Source organism: Acinetobacter tibetensis (assembly GCF_023824315.1).
Lineage (GTDB): Bacteria > Pseudomonadota > Gammaproteobacteria > Pseudomonadales > Moraxellaceae > Acinetobacter > Acinetobacter tibetensis.
This window is the reverse complement of the sequence record NZ_CP098732.1, coordinates 3005837-3030244: the sequence shown is the minus strand read 5'-3', so window position 1 is coordinate 3030244 and position 24408 is coordinate 3005837. Positions and strand designations below refer to the sequence as shown.

Here is a 24408-nt window from a genome sequence, read left to right as displayed (position 1 = left end):
TTACGGCTCCTCGGGTTTAAGTTGAGCATCATCAGGAATCAACCTTTCATGGGTCTGTTGTTCTTGAATCTGACGTAACTTATACGGTGAAATGTGCTCACCAGACAAGGTAGCTTCACTGATCGTATATGGAATAAGATGTGCATTAGGATCGAGTTCTTCCCCCCCATATTTGGTTTCGGGTAAGTTTTCAGGATCAAATGGCTGCACACTAATGACTTGATTAAGCTCATCCTTTTTCAATATAGCCGCTTCATACAAGGCATTGTTTTGAATTTGTAATGCAGTATTGAGGGTGTATTGCTGTATCGGACCCGCCGCGACCATATAGCCAATCAGGCCTGCTAATAAGATATAGATTGCAGTATCGTTACGTGGCGGTGCTTTTTCGGGTGTGGCTTGATAAGCGGTATAATCCGCTTCAATATGTGCGATTTCTTCGGGTTTACTGGCACGCCAGAACAGAATAAAACCGACACGGGTAAACGCGAGAATACTGAGCAAACTCACAATCAGAATGACTGCGATCACAATGCCTTGATAAGGTTCATTTGCAGTGGCTTGAAGAATAAAGACTTTCCCAAGAAAACCACTGAATGGGGGTAATCCCGCCATCATTAAAGCAATCAAGAAATAGCAAATTGAGAGCACATGATGTTGTTTCATCTGTGGTGCAATTTTCAAATGATCCTTGTAGACACCGCGTTGCGAGGTAATCCAACCACAAAGTAAATAAAAGGCGGCTGCTATTAAAGTACTATGCACCAAATAGTACAGCGTTGCTGACCATGCTTGGGTATTAAACATGGCGATAGCGATGAGTAAAGTCCCAATGGAAGACAACACCATAAAACCGACAAAACGACGTAGGCGCTCCGTACCAATGGCACCAATCACACCATAGAGTGAGGTGATTAAACCAATAGGCAGTAACCAGTTTTGTAGAATTGATTGACTTAAAGCATCATCAAATACCGTGCCGTTGACGCGTAAAATTGCATAAATGCCGACTTTGGTCATGATGGTGAAAATGGCAGCAACTGGCGTGGTGGCTACGGCATAGGTTTTAGGTAACCAGAAGCCGACAGGGAGCATTGCGGCTTTAATACCAAAGACCACGAATAACAATAGCCCACCTGCTACAGCCAGTTTATGTTCATCTGGTTGTAAGCCCGGCAGCAAACGTGCAACATCTGCCATATTTAAACTGCCGACGCTACCATAAATCATACCCAGACCAATCAGGAACAGTGCAGAGGCCAACAGGTTGATAGTGACGTAATGAATACCAAGCTGAAAGCGTGCTTTGCCTTGTCCATGCAAGAGCAGCACATAAGAAGCCATCAATAGAATTTCGAAGAATACAAACAGGTTAAACAAGTCGCCTGTGAGGAATGCTCCGCATAATCCCATTAATAAGAAATGGAACATGGCATGGAAATAACGACCACGGGTATCCCATTCACGGCTTGCAAACCACAAAACAGGTACCGCAAGTGCATAGGTTAACACCAGCATTAAGGCAGAGAGTTGGTCTAAAACCAAAACGATCCCGAAGGGTGCCGTCCATTCACTCAGATTATAACTGCTGATTTGTCCATGACTGGCCACCATTAAATAGCAAATTGCAGTAGCGAGTCCCAGTAAGGCAGAAATGAGACTGATGCCACGACGCCAAGGCTGACGCCAGTCGTAGGCAAGTGAACCTGAGCCGGGATTGCCCAGTAAAACCAGAATAAAGCCAGTAAATGCAGGAATGATGATGCTGAAAATTGGTGTATGCTCGGCCCAAAATTGGATGAAGTTATGCATTAAGGCTCATCCTCGCGTGGGTCAACAAGACTAATTTCTTCTTTTGAGTCAACGTGGTCGGTCCCTGATTCATAACGGCTGCGTAAAGCCAGTTGTACAATAAAGGCTGTGGTGGCAAAACCAATCACAATGGCTGTTAGAACCAGCGCTTGTGGCAATGGGTCGGTGGACTTGGAGGCTTCGGTTAATACCGCAGGTGAGTTGATTTGTACTCGACCCATGGCAAACAAGAATACGTTTACCGCATAGCCAATCATGGCTAAGCCAAGTACCACCGGAAAAGTACGCGCGCGCAGAATCAGATAGATACCCGTTGAAACTAATAGTCCAATCGCAGAGGCAATAAGAAATTCTAGACTAATCATATTATTTCCCCTTTGGTAATGGACCAGACATGCTCGAGTGGCGTGAGTCACCCAGAACAGAAATCATCAGCATGGTTGCACCGACCACTGTGACATAGACCCCAACATCAAATGCAGCCGCGGAAGCCAAGTGCATTTCACCTAAAATTGGCGGGGAAACATAGATGTGTGCGCTGGTCAGGAATGGACGTCCCCAGAACCATGCTGCAATTGCGGTTAATCCTGCAATGCTTAAGCCTGCACCAATCCAGATTTCATATAGGCGTCCAGATTTGGCGCGAAGCAATTGTTCGGCTTGGTCTTGACCTAAGGCAATATATTGAATGATCAATGCCAATGAGGTAATTAAGCCTGCAATAAAACCACCGCCAGGTTCATTATGTCCACGTAGGAAAATATACAGACTGATGACCAATGCCAACGGTAAAATCCAAGAGGACGCAATACGAAGCATTAAAGGGGAGGGGTTAAAGCGATAGGTTAAACCCTGAGTCGTACTGGTGCCATGTGCACGCATACCATCCATTAGACATAACGCACCAATGCCAGCAATACCCAATACCGTAATTTCACCGAAGGTATCGAAACCACGGAAATCGACCAGAATCACGTTAACAACGTTTGAACCACCGCCCAGTGGAATTGACTGTTGTAAGAAGAACCAAGAAATCGAATTATGGTCACGCGTCAGAATCAGCCAAGTGATCCAACCAATGCCAAGTCCACCGATAATCGAAAGAATTGCATCGCGCCAACGACGTGCTTGACTGGATTCATACGGTGTAAGCTGAGGTAAGAGCGATAAACTCATTAACAACAACACAGTCGTCACAACATCCACAGTAATTTGGGTTAAAGCCAAATCTGGTGCTGACAAAGTGACAAACACCATGGTGACAACTAAACCGATGGCACCACTAATCAGTACGGCTTTAATGCGTTCATGGTGGAACCAGAGCATCATCCAGCAGGCAGAGAATAATAACAGCCACAACACAATCGCCAGCATAGGGGCATGAGTCAGTTCACGTGTACCTGTGGTTAGCCCTTGACCCATCAGAGGAACAGCCGCTAAGACAATACTAAACGCTACGATCCAGAGCAGATAAGTCTGCAAGGAGCCGGTTTCTGTTTTGCGTTTAATCTTACGTGATTTAAGGAGCAAGTGTTTGAGGAAAGACTCAAATAAGAGTTTGCCTTGAAAAGGTCCCAAGAAAAGATCTAAATCAATACTGCGAATTTTCCGGTCTTTTGCAAGGACAAAGTAAAAGCTTAAACCGCCAACCAGTGCAATCAAACTCATGACTAACGGTAAATTAAAACCATGCCAGATGGCTAAATGTGTTCCAGAAAAGTCGTGTAGCTGGGTACTGGCACGCGCTGTACTATTAACAATTTGTTCAACCGTGAGCGCAGGGAAAATGCCCACCACAATACAGAGAGTTGCCAAGAGAATTGCAGGTGCACGCATGCCGATTGGGGGTTCATGTCCATCTTTATTAGGAACTTGCTCACCCAGCGGGCCGTCAAAAAATACGCCGTGGATTAAGCGAGTCGAATAAGCAACCGCGAAAATACCTGCCAAGGTTGCAACGATGGCTGACAATACCAGTACTGGGCCATTTAAGTTCGCCAATAATTCGGTAAAGAACATTTCTTTAGACAAGAAACCATTGGTCAGCGGAACACCTGCCATAGCCGCTGCGGTGACCATGGTGAGGGTGGCTGAAAACGGTAATAATTGCCATACGCCACTTAATTTGCGTAAGTCGCGTGTTCCTGTTTCATGATCCACAATGCCTGCAATCATAAACAGTGCCGCTTTAAAGGTGGCATGGTTGATGATATGGAAAATGGCAGCAGCGACAGCCAGAGGCGAGCCAATACCCAATAGGCAGACGATTAAACCCAGATGACTGATGGTCGAGTAGGCCAGAAGCCCTTTCAGATCTTCTTTGAAAATGGCGAAGAATGCCGCCATACACAACGTGAATAAGCCAACAAAGGTCACAATATTGTGATACAGCGCAGCACCAGCAAAAATCGGGAGTAAGCGTGCCAGCAAGAAAATTCCCGCTTTCACCATGGTGGCCGAATGTAAATAGGCAGACACGGGAGTTGGTGCAGCCATGGCATTCGGAAGCCAGAAGTGGAAGGGGAACTGCGCACTTTTGGTAAAGGCACCCAGTAGAATCAGTAATAAGGTTGGGGTAAATAAGGCATGACTTTGAATATGTTCCGACATGGTCAGAATCTGGTCAATTTGATAAGTACCTGTAATTTGCCCCAGTAAAATGAAGCCCCCCAGCATCGCCAAGCCCCCCATCCCGGTAATGGTGAGAGCCATACGTGAGCCACGTTGTGCAACATCATAGTTGCTCCAGTAGCCGACCAAGAGGAAAGAAGAAATACTGGTCAGTTCCCAAAAAATTAACAGCAAGATTAAATTATTGGAAAGAGAGATACCCAACATTGCCGCCATAAACAACATGAGCAACAGATAGAGCTTGCTCAATGAGTTTTTAGGGCTAAGGTAATAATAGGCGTAAATAAAAATGAGCGTGCCGATACCGGTGATCAGCAAAGAGAAAAGTAGACCTAAGGCGTCAAGACGGAAACTGAGATCAATACCCAGTTGTGGTAACCAAGACCAACTTTGAGTAATGACTTCACCATGAAAGACCTGCTTTGCTTGAGTCAGTAACAGAATTAAACTACTTAGACTGACTCCGATAGCCCCGAAAGCCGTTACCCCGCGCGAAAAATTTTTCAGCCACGAGACAAGGGTTGTGCCCAGTACTAACGGTAACAAGATAATAATTGGTAGCACACTTGTATCCATTGTCGTGATAGGTCGAAACCTATGGGTGAATCTTATCTTTCAAGGATTACAGGACAGCAAGGAGATATCCAAAAAATTCAATCTTGAAAGCCGTAAAGAAAATAAAAAAAGCGAAAAACAAGCTGTGTTGCGCAACTTGAAAACTATAGCAAAACAAAATTTTACTATAAAAAAGCTGAATAAATCCGATCTTATTACATGAATAAAACAACATCAAACCTTTTTGTGCGCACCTATCGAATTATCTGTTTTGAGGTCAAAATTGAACTTAAAGCAACTGTTTTCTTGCGAGAAAACTAGGAAGATGGATTCTGAAAAGAAGAGTCATGCTCTTGTTGCCAAAGTTGCTGAAACTCTGCTTGTGCTTCTGGGGAGAGTTGTTGAATTTGTGCATACAATTGTTGTGCCGCAGAGATGGAGGGTTCGTCTGACAATGGCTCAAGTTCCGTTGTGCCAGAGAGTGAGAGTTGACTCAGTTCGGCGTAAATTTGATCGAATTGTTGTTGGAGGGGTTGCAGTACAATATCGTGTATGCCTTGTGCAGAAAGTTGCAGGCATTGATAGGCGGCTGCATTTTCGAGAAGTGCTGTGCGGTTCCCTGTGACAATAATTTGGAGTCGTGGAAAGGCCTGATGTAACTGTTGCAAAATCAGGCTGCAATGTTGCTGATCTAGTTGCTCATCAATCGCATCAATGAGTAAGATGCCATCGCCTTCCAAGCAAGGATAGAGGCTTAAGGGATTGAGTAAGCACATGCGTCGCACAATATCGCCAATCAACGCAATCCAGTTTTTTTGACTGCTAGAAAGCTGTTGAAATTGCATTGTCTTGCCTTGATAGGTCACCATCAATTGCAGTTTGGGCTGATATTGCACAAAAATATCATTCAGTTCAGGCAAAACAATGCTCAGACTATCTTTTAGTGCTTTTAAGCATGGCGCATGGAGTTGTGCATGGGCTTGAAATAAGGTGTTCGGGATATTTTCAGGTTGTAGGTGTTGACCTAAATGTAACTTGTCGCGCATCAGTTGCTGAAACAATTGCGCCGTCTGCGCATTTTCCAGATCACTAATTTCACGAAACCATTCAAAGAAACGGCTAAAGGTAGTAAAAGGAATGGCTGCTACGTCATAGGCATATGCAGCTTGAAATACAATCGGATTGTTCTTGCTGAGTAAATTGATTTCATTGACAAAACGTTCAGCAGGATAATAAGCAATCAGAGGTAAACCTTGCATCGGGTCTTGTTGTAGGGCTTGATGATAAAGCTGTACCAATTGTTCGAGTTGTAAAGTATCTGCTTTGCTCAGTCCAATGCCTTGTTGGCTGAGGGTTTTATAGAGTTGCCAACTACAGCGGTTGGAAATCGCAGGTTGTACTGTTTCAGACTCTGCGAGGGTGCCAATATCGGTAGGAATTTCGACACAAATCTGAATCTTGGACTGTAGGCGACTGTGCAGGATATCTTGATCCAACATGACCACACCTGCACTACGCAGGTCTTTATAACGGGCAGAAAACCAAGTTAAGGCCTGATAGGCATGCTTGAGGATACTGGTTTTGCCTGTGGCTTGATCGCCTAAAATTAGGGTGATCGGTTGATCATGATAATGAAATTTTAGCTCTATATTGGCAAATAGATTGGTATGTTTGAGCTGTAACGATTCGATTTTCATATAAGCCCCGCATTCGTGCAATGGCTAGCCTACCGCTTGGCGCAATGAGATAGGCATCCTATTTTTCAGTTGTTGCATCAAGTCGTAAATATGGTGAATATTTAGACTTACTTTAGCACGAGTACAGGCGACGTACAGCAATCTTAACTCTTCGTCACTAATTTTATGGTCTTTTTCCGTCAGCTTAAACTGATAGTCATCTTCGATGTGCACACGGTCCCATTCTAGCCCTTTGGCTTTGTGCGCCGTGGAAATAATATAGTCGGCTTGTTCAATCGGGGTAATTTTGGCTAAAGCGCGTTTAAGCGGATCAGTGCCATGATCATCCACCAATTTCACCAAAGGTTTAATGTCGCTACCTTCATTGGTTTCGCAATATTCATGCACATCATGCCAAGAGTTAAACCAAGCCAGTTCAGGCACGTCGGTGACACGTTTGCCTTGTTTCAACATGCTGGCAGCATCGACAAAACGATTCAGTTTGACATGGTCGGCTTGCAGACTGACTTTATCGCCATGTACCAATCCTGAAAGCAACAGTTCCATGGCACGGGCATTGGTTCGACATAAAATCGCATCCCGCATTTTGGTGTGTGGTTTATTCACCACTTTGGAATTCAACAGTGGATTGCCCAACAGAGGCACTTTTTCATTGAGCGCGCCCAAAATGGCATTGGCATTGTGCGCAATGCTTTCACCAAAGCGAAACGAGGTGGTGAGGCGAGATTCAGGTAAAGGCAGTTGCTGCATGGCATTAACGGCACCACGCCAAGCGTAAATCTGTTGATGTGCATCGCCGACATAAATCACTTGAGTATTTTTCTGACGTAATAAGATCCCTAACATTAAAGGGTCAGCATCTTGTGCTTCGTCAAATAGCACGTAGTCGGCAGGAATATTCGGTTCAGACAATGCCCACAGTTTCAGATAAACATCGTGTCCAATCCCTGCCTGATGATTTTGGTCAATTGACTCTAGCCAACGGCGTTCAATAGCAGGATAAAGGTGCTTTTGTAAGGTGTCGATATCGTCGGGATGCAGCCAATTGGGTGCTTGCAAATGCCGTGGAGCAGGGTACTGCGAACTGGTTGAGCAGAAATAGCTGACGGCATTGGCCACTAAACTGGCAAGCCGACTTGGCATCAGCACGTATTTTTCATAGCGTCCGCCCATCATGCGCCTTAAGGTAATCGGTTCTAGCCGATACTCTTTGGCAATGAAGCTGGGGCTGAGTCGGGGTAAACGCAGTTTGTCGGTGATTCCACGTGGAACACTACGAAATGCCAGTGAGTGAAAGGTGCGACAATCCACATTGGAGTGAAATTTCTGCTGTGCTTCGCTGGCAATGGCTTTGTTAAACGCCAGATACATGCCACGTCGGTGTGGCATGGCATCACTGATCATTTGTAAGGTGGTGGTTTTACCTGTGCCCGCATAGGCAATCACTTTAAAGGATTGCCCCAGACGCGCGTTATCAATGGCAGTCGCCTGCTCATAGGTTGCGCTCGGTTTCTGATGTTGATTTGACACAGGCAAAGAGCGCTTTAGTGGCTACGGTTGGCTTTTTCGACCAAACCTGAGAGTCCTTGGCGTCGTGCCAATTCATTCAACACCAGTTGTGGATCTAAGTCAAAATGACCCAACATCACAATGGTATGGAACCATAAATCTGCTACTTCATAAATCAAATCATTTTTATTGTCTTCATTGGCGACCAATTGAAATTCTTTTGCGGCAAGAATGGTTTCAATGCTTTCTTCACCAATTTTTTCTAAAATTTTGTTCAGACCTTTGTGATAGAGCTTTGCCACATAAGAAGAGTCAGGATCTGCACCTTTACGTTCAGTCATCATTTGACCGAGGTAAGACAGCACTTCGACTTGCTCCGATTGTGCATTAGATGCATTCATGGCAAGGGTATGTAGATTGCTAGATTTTTCAGCCGCATAAATCTGGCTTGGATCTTTCAGTTGCGCATCCACAATTTCCCAACCTTGCGGGGTGAGCTTGCGATAGAAACATGATTCACGACCCGTATGGCAGGCAATGCCCCCATGCTGTTCAATCTGCAAAATAATGACATCGGCATCGCAATCCAGACGAATTTCATGCACGGTTTGAAAATGCCCTGATTCTTCACCTTTGTGCCACAACTTGTTGCGTGAACGGGAAAAATAAACCGCCTGATTTTTTTCAGCGGTGAGTGCCAAAGCTTCGCGGTTCATCCAAGCGACCATCAGCACACGTCCTGTTTGATGATGCTGTGCAATGGCAGGGACTAAACCTTGTTCGTTAAATTTTACTTCATCGAGCCAGCACACGTTGTTCATAGGGACTTCACCAAAAATCAGTTAATCGAAAAGAATATTCAAGTTGATGCGAAAAACATCAGGCTATAGTGTAGGTGATCAGGCTGGATTTGTGTGAATTATCTTTCAGCAATTTAGTCAACGGATGTGCAGCAACATGAACTTGGAAGCTGAGTTCATGCTGCATCGTAAACTGATTAAAGCTCTTGCATCACCTCAGCAAAGCGCTGCTTTTCGACCAGCTCCAAGAACTCATCGCCCAAACGTTGGCTTTCAGCCACACATTGTTTCCAGAGTTGAATGCGACGTTGTGGCTCCATACCTTTGAGGGTGAAATCTTTACGATCTGGTAAACGTCCTAGTGGTAAACGTGCCAGATATTCCTGTGAAGGAGAAATCAACAGGGTGCGTGCTTGATTGCTTGGGTTGGATTTTCTCGATTTAAACATCTTGTCGAACCAACCCGGAGTAATGCTGTCGCTGAAATGTGGATAGAGCACAATGCCTTGGCTTTCAAAGGGTAAATCGATGTGATAGTCGATCAAGCCTCCATCGCGATAAGCACCTTGCGGTGCATCACTGATATTTTTTACCGCAGGCGTAACACCGGGAATTGAACCCGATGCCATGAGCCAGTCTGCAACATTGTCTGGGTTGAAGTTCAGATAGTGGGTTTTAAAACTATCGTCTTTGATTTTAAATTGTGGAAAATTTTTTGGTTGGCAGATGACCCGTTGCATAAAAAGCCTTAAATGCTGACGTGCAATCGCATTGCTGCCCACAATGCCAAGTAATGAACCATACAGCGCCAATCGTTGATCACTTTGGAAGAGGTGTTCGGCTTTGGCCGCAATGATGGTGAGGTGATAATCGGGATGATCGACCAATTTTTGCGTTTGCTGATTTAAAATTCCAGCCAACATCTCGCGTGAAATTTTTTCGATATCGGCAATTTTCATTTTGTGATGAAAAGGCAAATGAATGTAAAGCTCTGCCAATTGCTCAGGCCCAAGCTTTTCACCTTGCGCCAAAATTCCTGCAAAACGCCATGCACCGACTGAAGAGCCGACCAAAAAGCGGCGTTGTTTGGCTTGTGGAAGAAAAGTTCCAAAGATGGCCTGATCAAGTCCTGTTAAACCTATACCTTTGGGACCACCTGCCGCACCCGGTAGAATATCGACCTGTTGGGCATGTAAGCCCTGTTGTTGGATCAGTTGACGAGCCAGATGACCAGCACGAATATTCAGGGCGGGAGAGCGCTTTTCAAGAATTTGAATCATGGTGCAATGATAAATATACAAATGTGCACTTAGTTTAAAAGTTCTACCTACGGGCTCAATGGCGGGGAGAAACTTTAGGTGACTTTGCAGTCACTTTAGAGGTGTGCGTTAAAAATATACAAAACTGTGGATAACTCTTGGGCTATCCACAGTGTGTTTTATCGACAAAATTATTTAAACAAGCGCCACACAGACAAGAGGCTGGCACAGACAATTAAGACAATCGAGATATACCACGGCGCAATAATTGCAATGGAGAGGAAAATTGCCATCAAGCTACCGAAAATCCAACTGCGTTTTTGTTGATGTTCCATCTGTAGACGCAGGCTTTGCAGTTCATTTAGTTGCTTCGCATTCCAAGCCGACTGATTTTTTAAGCCATTTAAGCTATCGACCAACAGGGTTGGAAAATCTTGTGCGCCTAACAGTAAATCAGGGATTTTCTGTCCGAGTTCTTTCAGATTTTTTTGCGGATTCATTTGGGCTTTGATCCAATCGGTGAGGATTGGTTTTGCCAAGCTCCAAATGTCTAATTCTGGATACAGGTCAGTACCTAAGCCTTCCACGTGTACCAATGTTTTCAGGAGTAACATCAATTGCGGTGGAATTTCCAAATGGAAACGGCGTGCAATATCCATGACTTGAATCAGAATGCCAGCAAAGTCCAACTCATGCATTGGTTTCGAGACCATGGGTCCGACCGTGCGACGCATTTCTCGTGCCAAGGCATCTTGGTCGGTACCCGGTGGAATCCAACCTGCTTGATGCACAATTTGAATCAGTTGCATGAAGTCACTGTTCATGACTGCCAGTAACATGCGCGCAACGGTCATTTGGTCGTGCTTGGACAGTTCACCCATAATCGCACAGTCCAGTGCAATAAAGCGTGGATTGCTTGGATTAATGGTCTCGACAAACACGTTGCCTGGATGCATATCCGCATGGAAAAAGTTGTCGCGGAACACTTGGGTAAAGAAGATGGTTAAACCTTTCTCTGACAAATCTTTACGATCCATGCCCATGCGGTCAAAAGTCGCCGTGTCAGAAATCGGCACGCCCGTAATGCGTTCCGCCACCATCACTTCTTTACTGTCCATATAGACTTCAGGCACATACATCATGCTTGAACCAGTAAAGTAGTGACGCATACGACGCGTATTGTCTGCTTCTAGGGTTAAATCCAGTTCATTCAAGATAATTTGACGATAATCTTGAATAATTTCAGATAAATGTAGTGCACGTGCGGCTTCAAGGCGTTTTTCTAGAGTTGCACCTAACCATTCCAGAATTTCAAAATCTTGCAGAATTTGGCTACGGATATCGGGGCGGGTGACTTTTACTACGACCTCGCGCCCATCATGCAGAGCAGCGGTATGGACTTGTGCAATCGAAGCAGCGGCAAGCGGCTGTTCATCAAAACGACTGAATAAAGTCGTAAGATCGGCTTTGAGCGATTGCTGAATGCGTGCTTTCGCTACATCGGCGCTAAAGGGTTTCACGCGATCTTGTAATAACACCAACTGTGCCAACACTTCAGGTGGAATCAAGTCACGACGCGTCGAGAGTAACTGCCCCAGCTTAATCGCCAAAGGCCCCATGTCTTCGAGCGCTTGCTTCAATTTAAGCGGATTTTTACGTTCTTTACTCGACCATGCCGCAGGGTGCATACGAATAAAGGCTAAGGCATGACGCGCCTTCTCAGGTAATTCTTCCGCAGGAAACAACGTGTCGAGTCTATAGTGCGCAGCAATACGCCAAAGTTCGAGTAAACGTGAAACGTGCGGAATCATAACGTGTATTACCTAAATTTAAAGAGAGTCTGGAAGTGCATCGATTTGGCGTTGCAGATGTTGGATTTTGGCTTCTGCACGGTCAAGATTTTGATTGAAAAGACGGGTATCTTGTTGCAAGTCATCCATTTGCCAACGTGCAGCAAACAAGCCTGAATCTTCTTTGAGTGCATCTTCAGCAAAGAATAAATGGCTCTGTAAAGAGCGCTTGAGATGCTTGGGTGCAAGTTGAATTTTGCCTAACTCATGTGCCAAGGCGGGTCCAACCCAAGGACTAAGATGCGCCGCTAAATCAGGTTCAGCCTGCTGCATGATTCTTTGGATATCTTGCAGTAAATGATAGTCACCTTGTACAGGAATGGTACCCACATCTTCAGCCAAAAATAATTTTAGCAGTTCCACCACATTTTTAACCTGCAAGGTTGCAGTTGCTGCTGTCGTGGTTTGTTGCGGATCAAACGGGCGTTGTTCAAAAATGGACGGACGTTCAGCTTGACCTGTGACAGTCGGTTCAAGACGAACTTTATCTTGATCAAAGAACACATCGACCGAGAGTTGCGGGGAGTCGAGTACCACACGCAACATTTTGCCTTGCAGTTGATTGAGCTGAATGCGCGTGATGGCATCCAGATCAATCACATGGTGAATCAAGCGTTCAACTGCACCAAGTGCCAGAATTGACCACATAGCTTAACCTTCACCCAGTCTGTTTAGAGTTTGAAACCACGGTGTACCGCGACGATACCACCTGTCAGGTTATGGTAGTCACAGTTCTGGAAGCCTGCCTGTTCCATCATGCCTTTTAGGGTACGTTGGTCTGGGTGCATACGGATGGATTCAGCTAAATATTTATAACTTTCTGAGTCATTGGCAATAATTTTACCCATGATTGGCAATGCAGTGAAAGAATACAAATCATAGAGTTTTGAGAATGGCTCGAACACTGGTTTAGAGAATTCTAAAATCAATAAGCGACCACCTGGCTTAAGTACACGGTACATCGCCGCCAGTGCAGCGTCTTTATCGGTCACGTTACGTAAACCAAAGCTGATGGTGAGTAGGTCAAAGCTATTATCGGCAAAAGGTTCTAGTGTTTCCGCATTCGCCAAGACGAAGTCGACATTGGTACAGCCTGCATCAATCAAACGGTCACGACCGACGTTCAACATCGATTCATTAATATCTGACAAGACCACATGACCCGTAGGTCCTACTTCACGACTAAACACTTTAGCCAAGTCACCTGTACCACCAGCAATGTCTAACACGTGTTGACCACGACGTACACCTGACATGTTAATGGCAAAACGCTTCCATAAGCGGTGAATACCAAATGACATCAGGTCATTCATGATGTCGTATTTGCTGGCCACTGAATGGAATACTTCCGCAACTTTTTGTGCTTTATCTTCACTGCTGACAGTTTGATAACCGAAGTGTGTGGTGGCACCGACGTTGCCTGTGTTGGCACCGCGTGGCAGATTGTATTTTGGCACTGTGCCGCTGACAGGTGTATCCGTTAATTGTTGTTGTAATGATTGTTGCTGTCCTTGAGGGATACCTTCAGGGAGTGGGCTGTTTAGGAATGGGCTGACTTTGTCTGTTTGTTGAGCCGACTCAGAAGTAGGGGTAGGCGTTTGATTTTCATTAGACATTCAAGTCACTCCTAACATAAAAATAGGGTTAATGTTGCAGTGCAAGCATGATGACAGATTCTTGGCCGATGTGCAGCAATCATCATGCAATTGTTATGAATAATATACAGAAAAAAATACGCGTGCTGTAGGTTCGCTCAAGAGTTTATCCTGCTACGAATGCACTGTTATTGGAAAGGATGCAGATCACCTGCGTGCACTTTACCAATAATTTGACGTTCAATGGCGGTAAAATCTTTGACAAACTGCTCCGCCGATTTTAATGGTTTCATCGCCAAAAAACCGTCCTGCATAAACTCATACATCACATCGAAATGGTGTTTGTAAGCCACGCCTTTACACATTTTAAACGCGGTATAGACCATAAATGAGCGCATATATTTGTCGAGGCTGGCACCCAGTTGATCGAGCAGTTCCAGTTGATGTAAACGTGATTGGCCTTGATCCAGTTTTAAATAACTAAGGCGCATCATTTCATCGGTGAGTGGTGTATTCGGAGCATAGTCTTCGAGCAATTGTAGTGCGACATGCTCATCCAACTGTACGGCGAGGATAGCCAATTCGACACCTGCAGTCCCTGTTTTAATCGCATTGTCTGGAATGAGTTTCTCTGCTTTATGCACATATTTCATCATGCGTGCAATTTGTTTGGCCAAAGCATCAAAGTCGGGGCCGCCATACAAACGGTTCAAAAAGTACTGCGCCATCAATTGGTTGTTTTTCACCGCGAAGTGCTGTTGATGGGTGCGTTGCATGCGATGTTTTTGCCACATTTGCACATCTTGCAGACGTTGAAATAGCTCAGCATTATTGTGATATTGCAATTGATCGTACTGTTCTAGTAGTTCATCTAGTACCGCAAGTTTAGACATGTGCTATCTCGATTTGAAACATGTGCAAATCTTAGAGCTTGTTGCACGTTCTCGCTATGACAAAATGATCGAATATGGCATGAAAATCAGTCAATTTGTCATGAAATTATACAAAGATCTGTCAAAATGCCTATTCCGCTTGTTTTATACTGAAACAAAATGATGGCTTAAAAAATTGAAAAAATAATTTGAAATTTAGGGCGGAAACTTATGGTAAAAGAACAATCAGAACCAGCCTTGGCTGATGAAGATCAACTGTCGCTTGATTTAATCGATGCACAATATGCATTAAAAGATACCCAAGATCAGCCGAATGCCAAAAGTGTTTTGGTGTTGGTGAGCGGTATTGAACTGGCGGGTAAAGGCGAGGCGGTAAAACAACTCCGCGAATGGATGGATCCGCGTTATTTACGGGTGAAAGCAGATGCCCCTGAGATGTTTAACAATACCCAGCCGTTTTGGCTGCCTTATGCACGCTTTATTCCTGCCGAAGGACAAATTGCCGTGATGTTCGGGAATTGGTACGGAGATTTACTCACGACGGCTTTGCATGTGTCACAGCCCTTAGATGAAACGCTCTATGATGAATATGTCGACAATATGCGTGCTTATGAACAAGACTTAAAAAACAACCATGTGGATGTGATTAAAATCTGGTTTGATTTGTCTTGGAAGTCGTTGCAAAAGCGTTTGGATAATATGGATGCCAGTGAGTTGCACTGGCATAAATTGCATGGTTTAAACTGGCGCAATAAAAAACAATATGACCGCTTACAAAAGTTACGGCAACGCTTTACCGAAGATTGGATCATTATTGATTGTGAAGATGAAAAATCGCGTGATCAACAATTTGCCAAACATGTTTTAAGAGCCTTAAAGCATTGCCCAGAGCATGTGAAATCGGCACAGCATAAATGGAAGCAGGCCGATATTCCTGCGGTGCTACAACAGCCGCCTGTGGAAAAAATTGATAAGAATGAATATAAGCTAGAGCTTGATAAGTTGACCCGTAAAGTGGCAGATGCATTACGTTTTGGAGAACGCAATGTGATTATTGCTTTAGAAGGGATGGATGCCGCAGGTAAAGGCGGAGCGATTAAACGGATTGTTAAAAGTTTAGACCCGCGCGAATATGAAATTTATAGTATTGCTGCGCCTGAAAAACATGAATTGCGTCATCCATATTTGTGGCGTTTCTGGAACAAACTACAACCCAATGAACGGATTAGTATTTTTGATCGGACTTGGTATGGGCGGGTTTTGGTGGAGCGGGTTGAAGGCTTTGCCAGTGATGTGGAGTGGCAGCGCGCTTTTGAAGAAATTAACCGTTTTGAAAAGGATTTAAGTGACAGCCAAACTGTAGTGGTCAAAATATGGCTCTCGATTAGTAAAGATGAGCAATATACGCGCTTTAAAGAACGAGAAAAAACGCCACATAAGCGCTTTAAAATTACCTCAGAAGATTGGCGCAATCGGGAAAAGTGGGATGAATATTTGCATGCGGCGGCGGATATGTTTGAACGCACCAATACCGACTATGCACCGTGGTACATTATTGCCAATGATGACAAATACAGTGCACGACTGGAAATTCTAAGAAGTATTTTGAAGCAACTCAAAGCCGATTAAAAATGGCTTTGAGCAATATGATTTAGGCGAAACCTATTTTTAAATGAGTGCTTGTAGGTTTTGCTTTTGCTGAATGGATTTAGCCAATTTGTAGCAGTCTTCTACATGTGCCTCAGCCACTTTTTTCATGACAAAATAGCCAAGACCTGCCGCAACCAACTGACCACCCAGAGGGATATACTTACTGACTTGTTTGGTAATCATTTTAGATGCCATGTTGTGCAATGAGTTTTTTACGGCAGTTCTTGCAACAACCAAACCCGAAAATTCAAAACCACGTTTACGCAATTCTTGCCAGTGAATTTGTTTGGTTTCTAAATCAAACACACTGATTTGTTCGGGTGCCAAGCCAAAGCGGGCATTAATTTCGGGAATCAGTTGTGACAAAATTCCGACATCAATCACGACATCAAAAAAAGGGACGGGGATGACGGCTGCACCCGCAGAAACATAGGCACGTTTTTGTACCATTTCTAAGCATTCAGCCCGTATTTGTTCTAGATTTAACGAGGCATCAATTGAATCGGGAATGTTGTCTATTTTCATTGTGTACTCTAAACCTTGTATCCATTTTTATATTGAAGCATCTTTAAGCTTCGATTTTCAAAGTCATTTTTAAATCGAAGTGCGATTATACCGTGACATAGACAGTACATGAAGTATAGTCAATAATCTTTATGCTTTTGTAGATTGCTGTTCATTTATCGTTGGAGAAAAAATATTCATGGCCATTCACGTGATTCAAAGTCAACGGATTGATGTTTTACTTCAGGCCATGTTAAAAACGGTAAAATCACAGAGCAGTAATGCTTTACAGGTGTTAAAAACCCAGCATTTTATTGTGCCATCGCCCGCGGTTGAAGTTTGGCTGACCCAGCAATTGGCCGAGCAAAAAGGCATTAGTGCCAACACTCAGTTTCATCATCGCATTCGTGGTTTTCAATGGTCAGCCTATCAGTGGGTGCTGGATCAAGACAAAGAACAGGTACGTAAAGCCAATATTCCACGCATGATTATTAAATGGCGGGTTTATCAAGCCTTGCTGGCTTATATTCAGCCAGAGCACTCTCCTTTGGATGCGGCACATCCGCTTGCTCCGATTGTGCAACGCATTTATGCCAGTGCAGACCAGCTTGAACAGGGCATCGAAAAACAACTGAAAAAGCAGCGCATGTTGTATTGGGTTGCTGAGCAGGTGTCTAAGTTATTTAGCCATTACATGGAATACCGAGGACATTGCCAGAAAAACTGTCCAAGCAACCAATGTTCCTGTCCGACCAACTGGTTACAACGTTGGGGCAATAATCAGGCGTTGCCGATTGAGCAGATGTTCTTCCAAACCCATACTGAAATCTCGGCATTTACGCTGAATCAAGCGTACGAATTGGAAGCGTGGCAGCGTTGGCTGTGGCAGGTGGTGTTTCATCAGGATTTTATGGACATGCAGCAGATTGATGCTGCATTTTGGCAGACGCTGGGCAATGTCGAGGCACCGAATGCAGCGGCACTGAAAAAGCTGCCACAGCCCTTGGTCGTGTTTACCTTACTGGACTTACCACCGAGTCAGTTACAGTTTTTACAGCGTTTAGGGCAATATATTGATGTGTATCTGCTGCACTATAACCCGTCTCAGGAATACTGGGCAGACAGTGTCGATCCGAACTGGAAAGCACGTTATGACTTGCGGGTGAAAGAGCGGTTTATTGCGAAAAATCCACAGGCAAGTGATGCCGAAATTCAACAATTCTTTCAGGATTTTACCCTGCATTTTAATGCCGAAATTCGTGAATCGCGCCATCCATTATTAACCCGTTTTGGTAAGCAAGCGCGAGATCATTTTTCGTTGTTATCTGGACTTTCTTCGGGGGAAGATGGGGTTTGGGCAGATGTATTTGTTGATGAATATCCACCCACTTTATTGGGCAAAGTCCAATCCGATATTTTGTATTTGGTTGAGCCAGAACAACATCAATTTGTGTTGGATGCACAAGATGATTCAATTCAGGTGCATGTCTGTCATTCCACTTTGCGTCAACTGGAAGTGCTGAAAGAACAACTGATTGCATGGTTGGCACAAGGGAGCAAGGAGCAACCACGTCGTCCCAGCGATATTTTGGTGCTCAGTCCCAATTTAAAAGACATTGAACCGCATATTCGGAGCATTTTTGCACCGCCTGCACGGGAGCGTGAGGCCGAGCGCATAATGCCGAATGCACAAACACGGATTAGCCAAGACAGTATTTATCTGCCTGTGAAAATTGCAGGCGTGACTCAATTGGATGCTACTAATGCATGGCGTGCGGTATTAGGACGTATACAACTGACGCAAGGACGCTTTCGCTTAGATGATTTTGCCGACTGGTTGAGCTTGGCGGCCACGCAGCAATGCTATGGCTTAGACATGAATCGTGTAGAACGCATGCTGGAACTGCTGGAACAATCAGGCTTTAAGCGCGGCTTGGATGCGCAACATTTGGCATTGAGTCTGACCAAAGGTGATCAAGATTATCGCTTTAGTTTTAAATTTGCCTTAGACCGTTTGGCCATTGGTATTGCGATTCCTGAACATACGCTGTTTGAAGAAACACTCAGTTTTGCCGAGGTCATGCCAAGTGATTTTGAACTGATTACCAAATTGATTCAGATTTATCAGGATTTGGATGCACGTCGGGACTGGTTGTTGGCACATGAACAGCAGCAGCCAAAGTCTGTAGAACAGTGGCTCAAAATTTTAATGCAGGAAGTGGCAGAATTTGAGCAGGCTGGTGTAGAGGCATTGGCAAGTGTTGCACAAATTATTAAAAAACAAGAGCGTATGCTGACCCTCTCTAATTTCTATGAGGGGCAAGAGCAGTATGGGTTAGATCAATTAAGCTTGCCCTTGACCTATTTACTCGATGAAATTCAAACTACGCTGGATGCACAGCTCGATCAGGCTGAACCGACTGGACAGATCACTTTTAGTCAGTTGGGGCAGATTCGTCCGATTCCCTATCGTCTGATTGTGATGTTGAATTTGGACAGTGGAAAATTCCCGAGTCGCAATCAGCATTTACCATTTGATTTGATGGACATCCTTAAACCACAATTGGGCGATCGTTCTCGTTTAGAGGATGATCAGGGGGCTTTCTTGGATGCCTTGTTGTTGGCACAGCAGAGTTTATGGTTGTTTTATAAAGGTTTTGATGTCAATGATGGCGAAATGCGTGAACCTTCTACCGCTGTACAAGAATTGATTCAATATTTGGCTTTAATTACCCAAAAAGTAGATGGGGAGGAAGCGACCCGTCCAGATTTTCAGGGCTTAGAGATACCTGCACAATTGCATTCCTTGTATCAAATTCATCCTTTACAACCTTTTGATGTTTCAGGGTTTACTCAGCCAAAACCAATGCGCTTTCAAGATCATTGGTATCGGGTGGCACAGCAGATTGCTGCTCCCACGGGACAGCGTCAGGCTTGGCAAGATACGGTTTATATGGCTGCATCCAATGATTTTGTCAGTCTTCAAAGTCGACAATGGATTCAGGATGTCTGTTTCCCTGCACGTTTATATTTAAAAACCCTTGGGGTGGAAAACTTAAAACCTGAAAACCTGCCCGATGAAGTTGAACCCTTGGTTTTAGACGGTTTGGGGCGTTATGCAGTCCGAAACTTCTTACAACAGCAAGGGCAAACGACCCAGCCTGAACTGTTATTGGATCAGTTGCCTGTCGGGAAAATGCAGCAAGCTGCATGGCAAATCAGTGTAATTGAACAGCAGCAATTACAAGCACGTTTGCAGCGTTATGCAGAAACAGTCACCGCCGTCACACAACAGCTTTGGAATATGAGTGCAAATATCCAGTTCCAAATCACTATTCCATCTCAGTCCACGCAGCAATGGGTCAGTTTAGAAGCATCGAGTGCGCGTGCCAAACGACGGGTTCAGCTCTGGTTGGAATATCTGTTTTGGTTGGCTCATGAAAATTTAGGTGATGCAGGGCAAGACTTGACGCGCTTGGTCGTATTCAGTGATCAAACGGTGCTGTGTCATGGAGTATCTTCCCATCAAGCACAGCAATATTTAGCAGCGTGGTTTGAGATGTGGCAACACGGGCAGATGCAGCCTGTGGTTTTACCCGCCGCTTTATTATTTAAAGTCGCAGAAAAAGGCAAACAACTGGAATGGCAACCCGATGAACAGGGTCAACCACAGATCAAAGACTGGGATGCTTTGGTCAAAGACTGGCAGGATGATGGGCGTTTTGCTGGTTTTTCTGTTTTAGACAATGAAGCCAGTGCTCAACATCGTGATTGGCAGTTTATTTTGCAACAGCAAGATAGCACGGCTTTGTTAGCACAAGCCTGTCAGCAGTATGCCTATGCGTTGTATGCCCCAATTTTTCAATATCAACAGTTGATTAAGGAATAATGCAGATGAGCACCGTAATTCCACCTGCTTCAACTTCTTATCATCCGATTGTGGATATGCAGTTTAAAGGGCTGCACTGGATTGAAGCTTCGGCAGGCACAGGCAAAACTTTTACCTTGTCTAGTTTAATGGTACGAATTTTCTTAGGTGATTATCTCCCGAATCAGGTGATTGCCACCACGTTTACCCGTGCGGCAGCGGCAGAATTAAAGGGACGGATTCGCAGTCGTTTGCTAGATACTTTACGTTACTTTGAGACGTGCCAAAGCCTGACGCAATCGGAGCTACAACAGAAAATCACGACAGAATCCGATCCTTTATATCAAAAAGTTTTACAGGATTATGCACCGCGGGTGGACTATGCGCGTGAACGGCTTAAATTGGTGATTGATCAACTGGATGAACTCTTTGTTGGAACCTTGGATAGTTTTAGCCAGAAGTTGCTACGTGAATTTGCCTTTGAAAGTGGCAAAATTGAGCGGGTAGAAATTACCGATGACGCCAAACAATATACCCAGCAATTGATTCACGACGTACTGCGTGAATGGATTCAGCAGCAACCGCAAAATATTCTGGATTATCTGCTGCTGAATAAAAAATTAAAGTCGCAACAGGCTTATGTGGCGGTGGTAGAAAACAGTCTAAATTTTGCTTCCGCACATTTTCAGGCGGTGGCTGCCCCAGAAGTCGATGTAGAAGGCTTTAGTCGTCAAGTCGAACATTTATTGGGGCTGGATTGGAGTCGTCTGTCTGAATTGGCAGACTATTATTCTGCCGAAGGAGCCCATTTTAAGTTACTGGCCAAGAAATGGCGTGATGACAACAAATTACAGCAACTCTTGACGATCAAGCTGCCTGAATTGTTGGAGGTGTTAAAGCAGCAAGGCACTTATGCTTTATTCGCGCCCTTATATGCCGAAACCCTGAAAAATCTGAGCGATGCCACCCACAAAGTATTGAACAAATGCCCAGATGAGGTCTTACAGGGATTTCAACAGCATCCTCTGATTCGTGAACTGACGGCTTTTATGCACAGTCTAGACCAGCTCAGTTTTGATCTAGAAACACTGGACAGTTATTTGCAGTTCTATCTGGCCTCGGAAGTGAAAAAACGCTTGCCGCAAATCTTGCAGCAAAAGGGCGAAACTACCTTTGCGCAGCAAATTCGTACTTTGGCCGATGCCTTACAAGATGCACAAGGCGCGCGCTTTGCCCGTTTTGTTCAAGCCCGTTATCCCTTAATTTTGGTGGATGAGTTTCAGGATACCAATCAAGATCAGGACAATATGCTGGCACGTATCTGGCGTGATGCAGGACATTATGCCAAAGGCTGCATGATAATGGTGGGTGATCCGAAACAGGCGATTTACGGCTTCCGTGGCGGAGACATGCTGACCTATAACAAAGCGCGTGCCGATGTACTGAGTAAGCAAGGCCGACTGTACAGTCTGAAATACAATCATCGTTCTGTACCTGAATTGGTCACGGTGGTCGATGCTTTATTTCAGCGTCAAATCCAATTGGGAGAAGAGGTTGAATATAGCGCCGTTGAGGCAGGGCCACGACCACATCCAGTTCTGGTGGATGCGCAAGGCAACAATCATCAGCCTTTGCGCTGGTTGATGCTACAAGACAAGAAAGATGAATTTATTCAAGTGGCGTGGAAAATCCGTGATTTGCTGAATCAAGGTATTCAGCAGCAGTTGTATTTGGCAGAAGCCACAGGCAACCGTGGCATTGATGAAAATGATATTGCAATTTTATCCAAAAGCCATGATGGGCTAGATAAGGTGCAATATGAGCTAGAGCGTTTGGGGATTCGGGTTAATCGTCCTTCCAAACGTAGCGTATTTGATAGCGCGATTGCACAGGACGTAGCGGCCATTTTGACCGCAATCATGCATCCTTATGATGAAGCCAAGGTCAAGCGGGCATTACTCACACGGTTACTGAACTTCCAACTCAGTCAATTGATAGCATTGGAACAACGCCCCGAAGGATTGAGTCAGTTTATTGAAGATTTTGATTACATTCGGGAAATGTGGTTTAACACAGGCTTTTTAAGCGCTTGGCAATATGCTTTAAACCTATTTAAGGCATGGTCAAATCTGGTGGCAAGCCAAAGCCGCGACAATGAACGCTGTGTGGTGAACTTACGCCATTTAACTGAGTTGCTCAGTCAACACAGTGAGCAATTTCAGGGACCACAGGCGCTATATCACTGGTATCTCAGGCAGATTCAAGCACCGAGTGAGCGTGAATGGGAACTGGAACGAAAACTGTCGAATGAGGCGGGCGTGCAGTTGATGACCATTCACCAATCCAAAGGCTTAGAGTTTAAGCTGGTGTTTTTGTTAGGCGCTGATAAAGATTTTCGGGAAATGAACAAAACCCTGAATTTCTCTACGCAACAATTACCCGATCCCGCTACAGGGCAGCCCGAAATGCAGCGTGTGATTGCGGTGAATGACAAGCATCTTTTGGATGAGCTGGCAATTCAACAGCATAATGCACGGGCAGAAGCGGAGCAGCATCGTTTATGGTATGTGGCACTGACCCGTGCCAGTCATCGGGTTTATGCCATATTACAAGATCAGGCAGGTAAATCGACCACGGGCTTGGCATTTTGGCGTGGACATGCTGCGCAGGTTTTTCAGCATCCATATAGTGTCGATGAAGCGGTGTTAACCGAATGTCCTACAGTATTGAAACGTACACAAGATCAGCGCATTCCTGAACTGTATGCCGCCGAATTTCCAACGCAACGTTTTTATCCGCGTGCAAAAACCAGTTTTAGTGCATTGGCACAGCATTTGAGTCGGCAGCAAGCATTAGATGCATTGGCTGTGCAGCGTGAACAGCGACAAAGTGCTGCGGATGAAATGAATCTCGAAGTTGTTGCATCGTCTGAGGAGGTTATGCAACCGATCCATTGGATTCAGCGTCAATTTCCGATGGGGACTCTGGCGGGTAATTTTTTGCATGAAATTTTTGAACACATTGATTTTCAACAGCAACAGGACTGGAAAATCGAAATCCGTCGTCGTTTTAAAAATGATTATCCAAGTTTATGGCAGGCGTTGTGTGAAAAATATCAGCAAGACTTTCAGCAGGTGGATGAAGAACAATTACTGATGTGGATGGCTGAATGGTTGGCACAGGTGTTGTCTACGCCCTTACATCAGCAGTTTTGCCTCAACCAGTTGGGCGCAGACTCATATCTGGCAGAGTTTCCATTTTATTTGGCCTTGTCCAATCACGTTTTGGCGATTAAACGCATACAGGACTTATATGCTGAATATGGCATTTATATGCCAGAACTCAATCCTGCAAATTCGGCACGTTATTTAACGGGCTCTATCGACTTGGTTTATTTCGATGGGCAGCGTTACCAGATTGCCGATTATAAGAGTAATTTTTTGGGTGTAAATATTATGGATTACACGCCAACAAAGTTACAAGAAAGCATGTCCCATGCCAGTTACTGGTTGCAGGCGGGGCTGTATTTGGTGGCGTTACATCGTTATTTACAAGTGCAGTTGCAAGATTATGACATTCAAAAACATTTAGGCGGTGCAAGTTATCTGTATTTACGGGGCATGCATGGAGATGCCGAGTACGGGGTAAAGTATTGGTGCCCTGATGCAGAGTTTATATTGCGTTTAGATGCATTATTGGGCTACTTTGCTGAAGAGCATGTTCATAAAAGTGCATCAACACCTTTGGCTGTTGTGTAAAAACAATGAATTAAGTTGTGGATAACT

The 24408-nt window shown here is 44.6% G+C and carries 15 protein-coding genes; 3 read left to right on the top strand and 12 right to left on the bottom strand.

The features are described from left to right. The 11 genes from M5E07_RS14545 to M5E07_RS14495 all read right to left on the bottom strand — a co-directional run bounded on the left by M5E07_RS14545 (window position 1) and on the right by M5E07_RS14495 (window position 14601). On the bottom strand, window positions 1-1812 hold the full coding sequence (locus M5E07_RS14545) for a monovalent cation/H+ antiporter subunit D (RefSeq protein WP_252220321.1): 1812 nt from the start codon (window positions 1810-1812) through the stop codon (window positions 1-3). Continuing rightward, the gene (locus tag M5E07_RS14540; protein ID WP_016168388.1) at window positions 1812-2177 is read right to left on the bottom strand and encodes a Na+/H+ antiporter subunit C; all 366 of its coding nucleotides are present in this window, start codon (window positions 2175-2177) and stop codon (window positions 1812-1814) included. The genes M5E07_RS14545 and M5E07_RS14540 overlap by 1 nt, the downstream gene beginning before the upstream one ends. A gap of 1 nt (window position 2178) precedes the next feature. Then, a complete protein-coding gene (locus tag M5E07_RS14535) occupies window positions 2179-5019 on the bottom strand; it encodes a monovalent cation/H+ antiporter subunit A (protein ID WP_252220318.1) in 2841 nt (946 codons plus the stop codon). A 296-nt stretch (window positions 5020-5315) separates the two neighbouring features. Further along, window positions 5316-6695: an AAA family ATPase gene (locus M5E07_RS14530; RefSeq protein WP_252220315.1), complete on the bottom strand. Its 1380-nt coding sequence runs from the start codon at window positions 6693-6695 to the stop codon at window positions 5316-5318. A gap of 24 nt (window positions 6696-6719) precedes the next feature. Beyond that, a complete protein-coding gene (locus M5E07_RS14525) occupies window positions 6720-8225 on the bottom strand; it encodes a UvrD-helicase domain-containing protein (RefSeq protein ID WP_252220312.1) in 1506 nt (501 codons plus the stop codon). 14 nt (window positions 8226-8239) lie between these two features. Further along, window positions 8240-9025, bottom strand: coding sequence for a bifunctional phosphoribosyl-AMP cyclohydrolase/phosphoribosyl-ATP diphosphatase HisIE (hisIE, locus tag M5E07_RS14520; protein ID WP_252220308.1), 786 nt, complete (start codon window positions 9023-9025; stop codon window positions 8240-8242). A 176-nt stretch (window positions 9026-9201) separates the two neighbouring features. After that, on the bottom strand, window positions 9202-10284 hold the full coding sequence (locus tag M5E07_RS14515) for a patatin-like phospholipase domain-containing protein (RefSeq protein ID WP_116758758.1): 1083 nt from the start codon (window positions 10282-10284) through the stop codon (window positions 9202-9204). Between the two features lie 170 nt (window positions 10285-10454). Beyond that, window positions 10455-12074 carry an ABC1 kinase family protein gene (locus M5E07_RS14510; protein WP_252220305.1) on the bottom strand — a complete coding sequence of 540 codons (1620 nt, stop codon included), beginning with the start codon at window positions 12072-12074 and terminating at the stop codon, window positions 10455-10457. 18 nt (window positions 12075-12092) lie between these two features. After that, window positions 12093-12761 (bottom strand): ubiquinone biosynthesis accessory factor UbiJ, encoded by a 669-nt coding sequence (locus M5E07_RS14505; RefSeq protein ID WP_252220301.1) that lies wholly within the window; start codon window positions 12759-12761, stop codon window positions 12093-12095. A 23-nt stretch (window positions 12762-12784) separates the two neighbouring features. Further along, window positions 12785-13729, bottom strand: a complete 945-nt coding sequence (gene ubiE / locus M5E07_RS14500; protein ID WP_252220298.1) for a bifunctional demethylmenaquinone methyltransferase/2-methoxy-6-polyprenyl-1,4-benzoquinol methylase UbiE — start codon at window positions 13727-13729, stop codon at window positions 12785-12787. 167 nt (window positions 13730-13896) lie between these two features. Beyond that, window positions 13897-14601, bottom strand: a complete 705-nt coding sequence (locus tag M5E07_RS14495; RefSeq protein WP_116758754.1) for a DUF8198 family protein — start codon at window positions 14599-14601, stop codon at window positions 13897-13899. Between the two features lie 210 nt (window positions 14602-14811). On the opposite strand from M5E07_RS14495, the gene pap reads away from it, so the two are divergent. Further along, window positions 14812-16230 carry a polyphosphate:AMP phosphotransferase gene (gene pap / locus M5E07_RS14490; protein WP_252220295.1) on the top strand — a complete coding sequence of 473 codons (1419 nt, stop codon included), beginning with the start codon at window positions 14812-14814 and terminating at the stop codon, window positions 16228-16230. 39 nt (window positions 16231-16269) lie between these two features. Here pap and M5E07_RS14485 read toward each other — a convergent pair whose 3' ends face one another. Further along, window positions 16270-16776 carry a hypothetical protein gene (locus tag M5E07_RS14485; RefSeq protein WP_252220292.1) on the bottom strand — a complete coding sequence of 169 codons (507 nt, stop codon included), beginning with the start codon at window positions 16774-16776 and terminating at the stop codon, window positions 16270-16272. Window positions 16777-16954: 178 nt separating this feature from the next. Here M5E07_RS14485 and M5E07_RS14480 point away from each other — a divergent pair, with 178 nt between their 5' ends. Then, complete coding sequence (locus M5E07_RS14480; protein ID WP_252220289.1) at window positions 16955-20644, top strand: exodeoxyribonuclease V subunit gamma; 3690 nt, start codon at window positions 16955-16957, stop codon at window positions 20642-20644. Continuing rightward, window positions 20644-24381 (top strand): UvrD-helicase domain-containing protein, encoded by a 3738-nt coding sequence (locus M5E07_RS14475; RefSeq protein ID WP_434087786.1) that lies wholly within the window; start codon window positions 20644-20646, stop codon window positions 24379-24381. Before M5E07_RS14480 ends, M5E07_RS14475 begins: the two co-directional genes overlap by 1 nt. The last annotated feature ends 27 nt before the right edge of the window (window positions 24382-24408 follow it).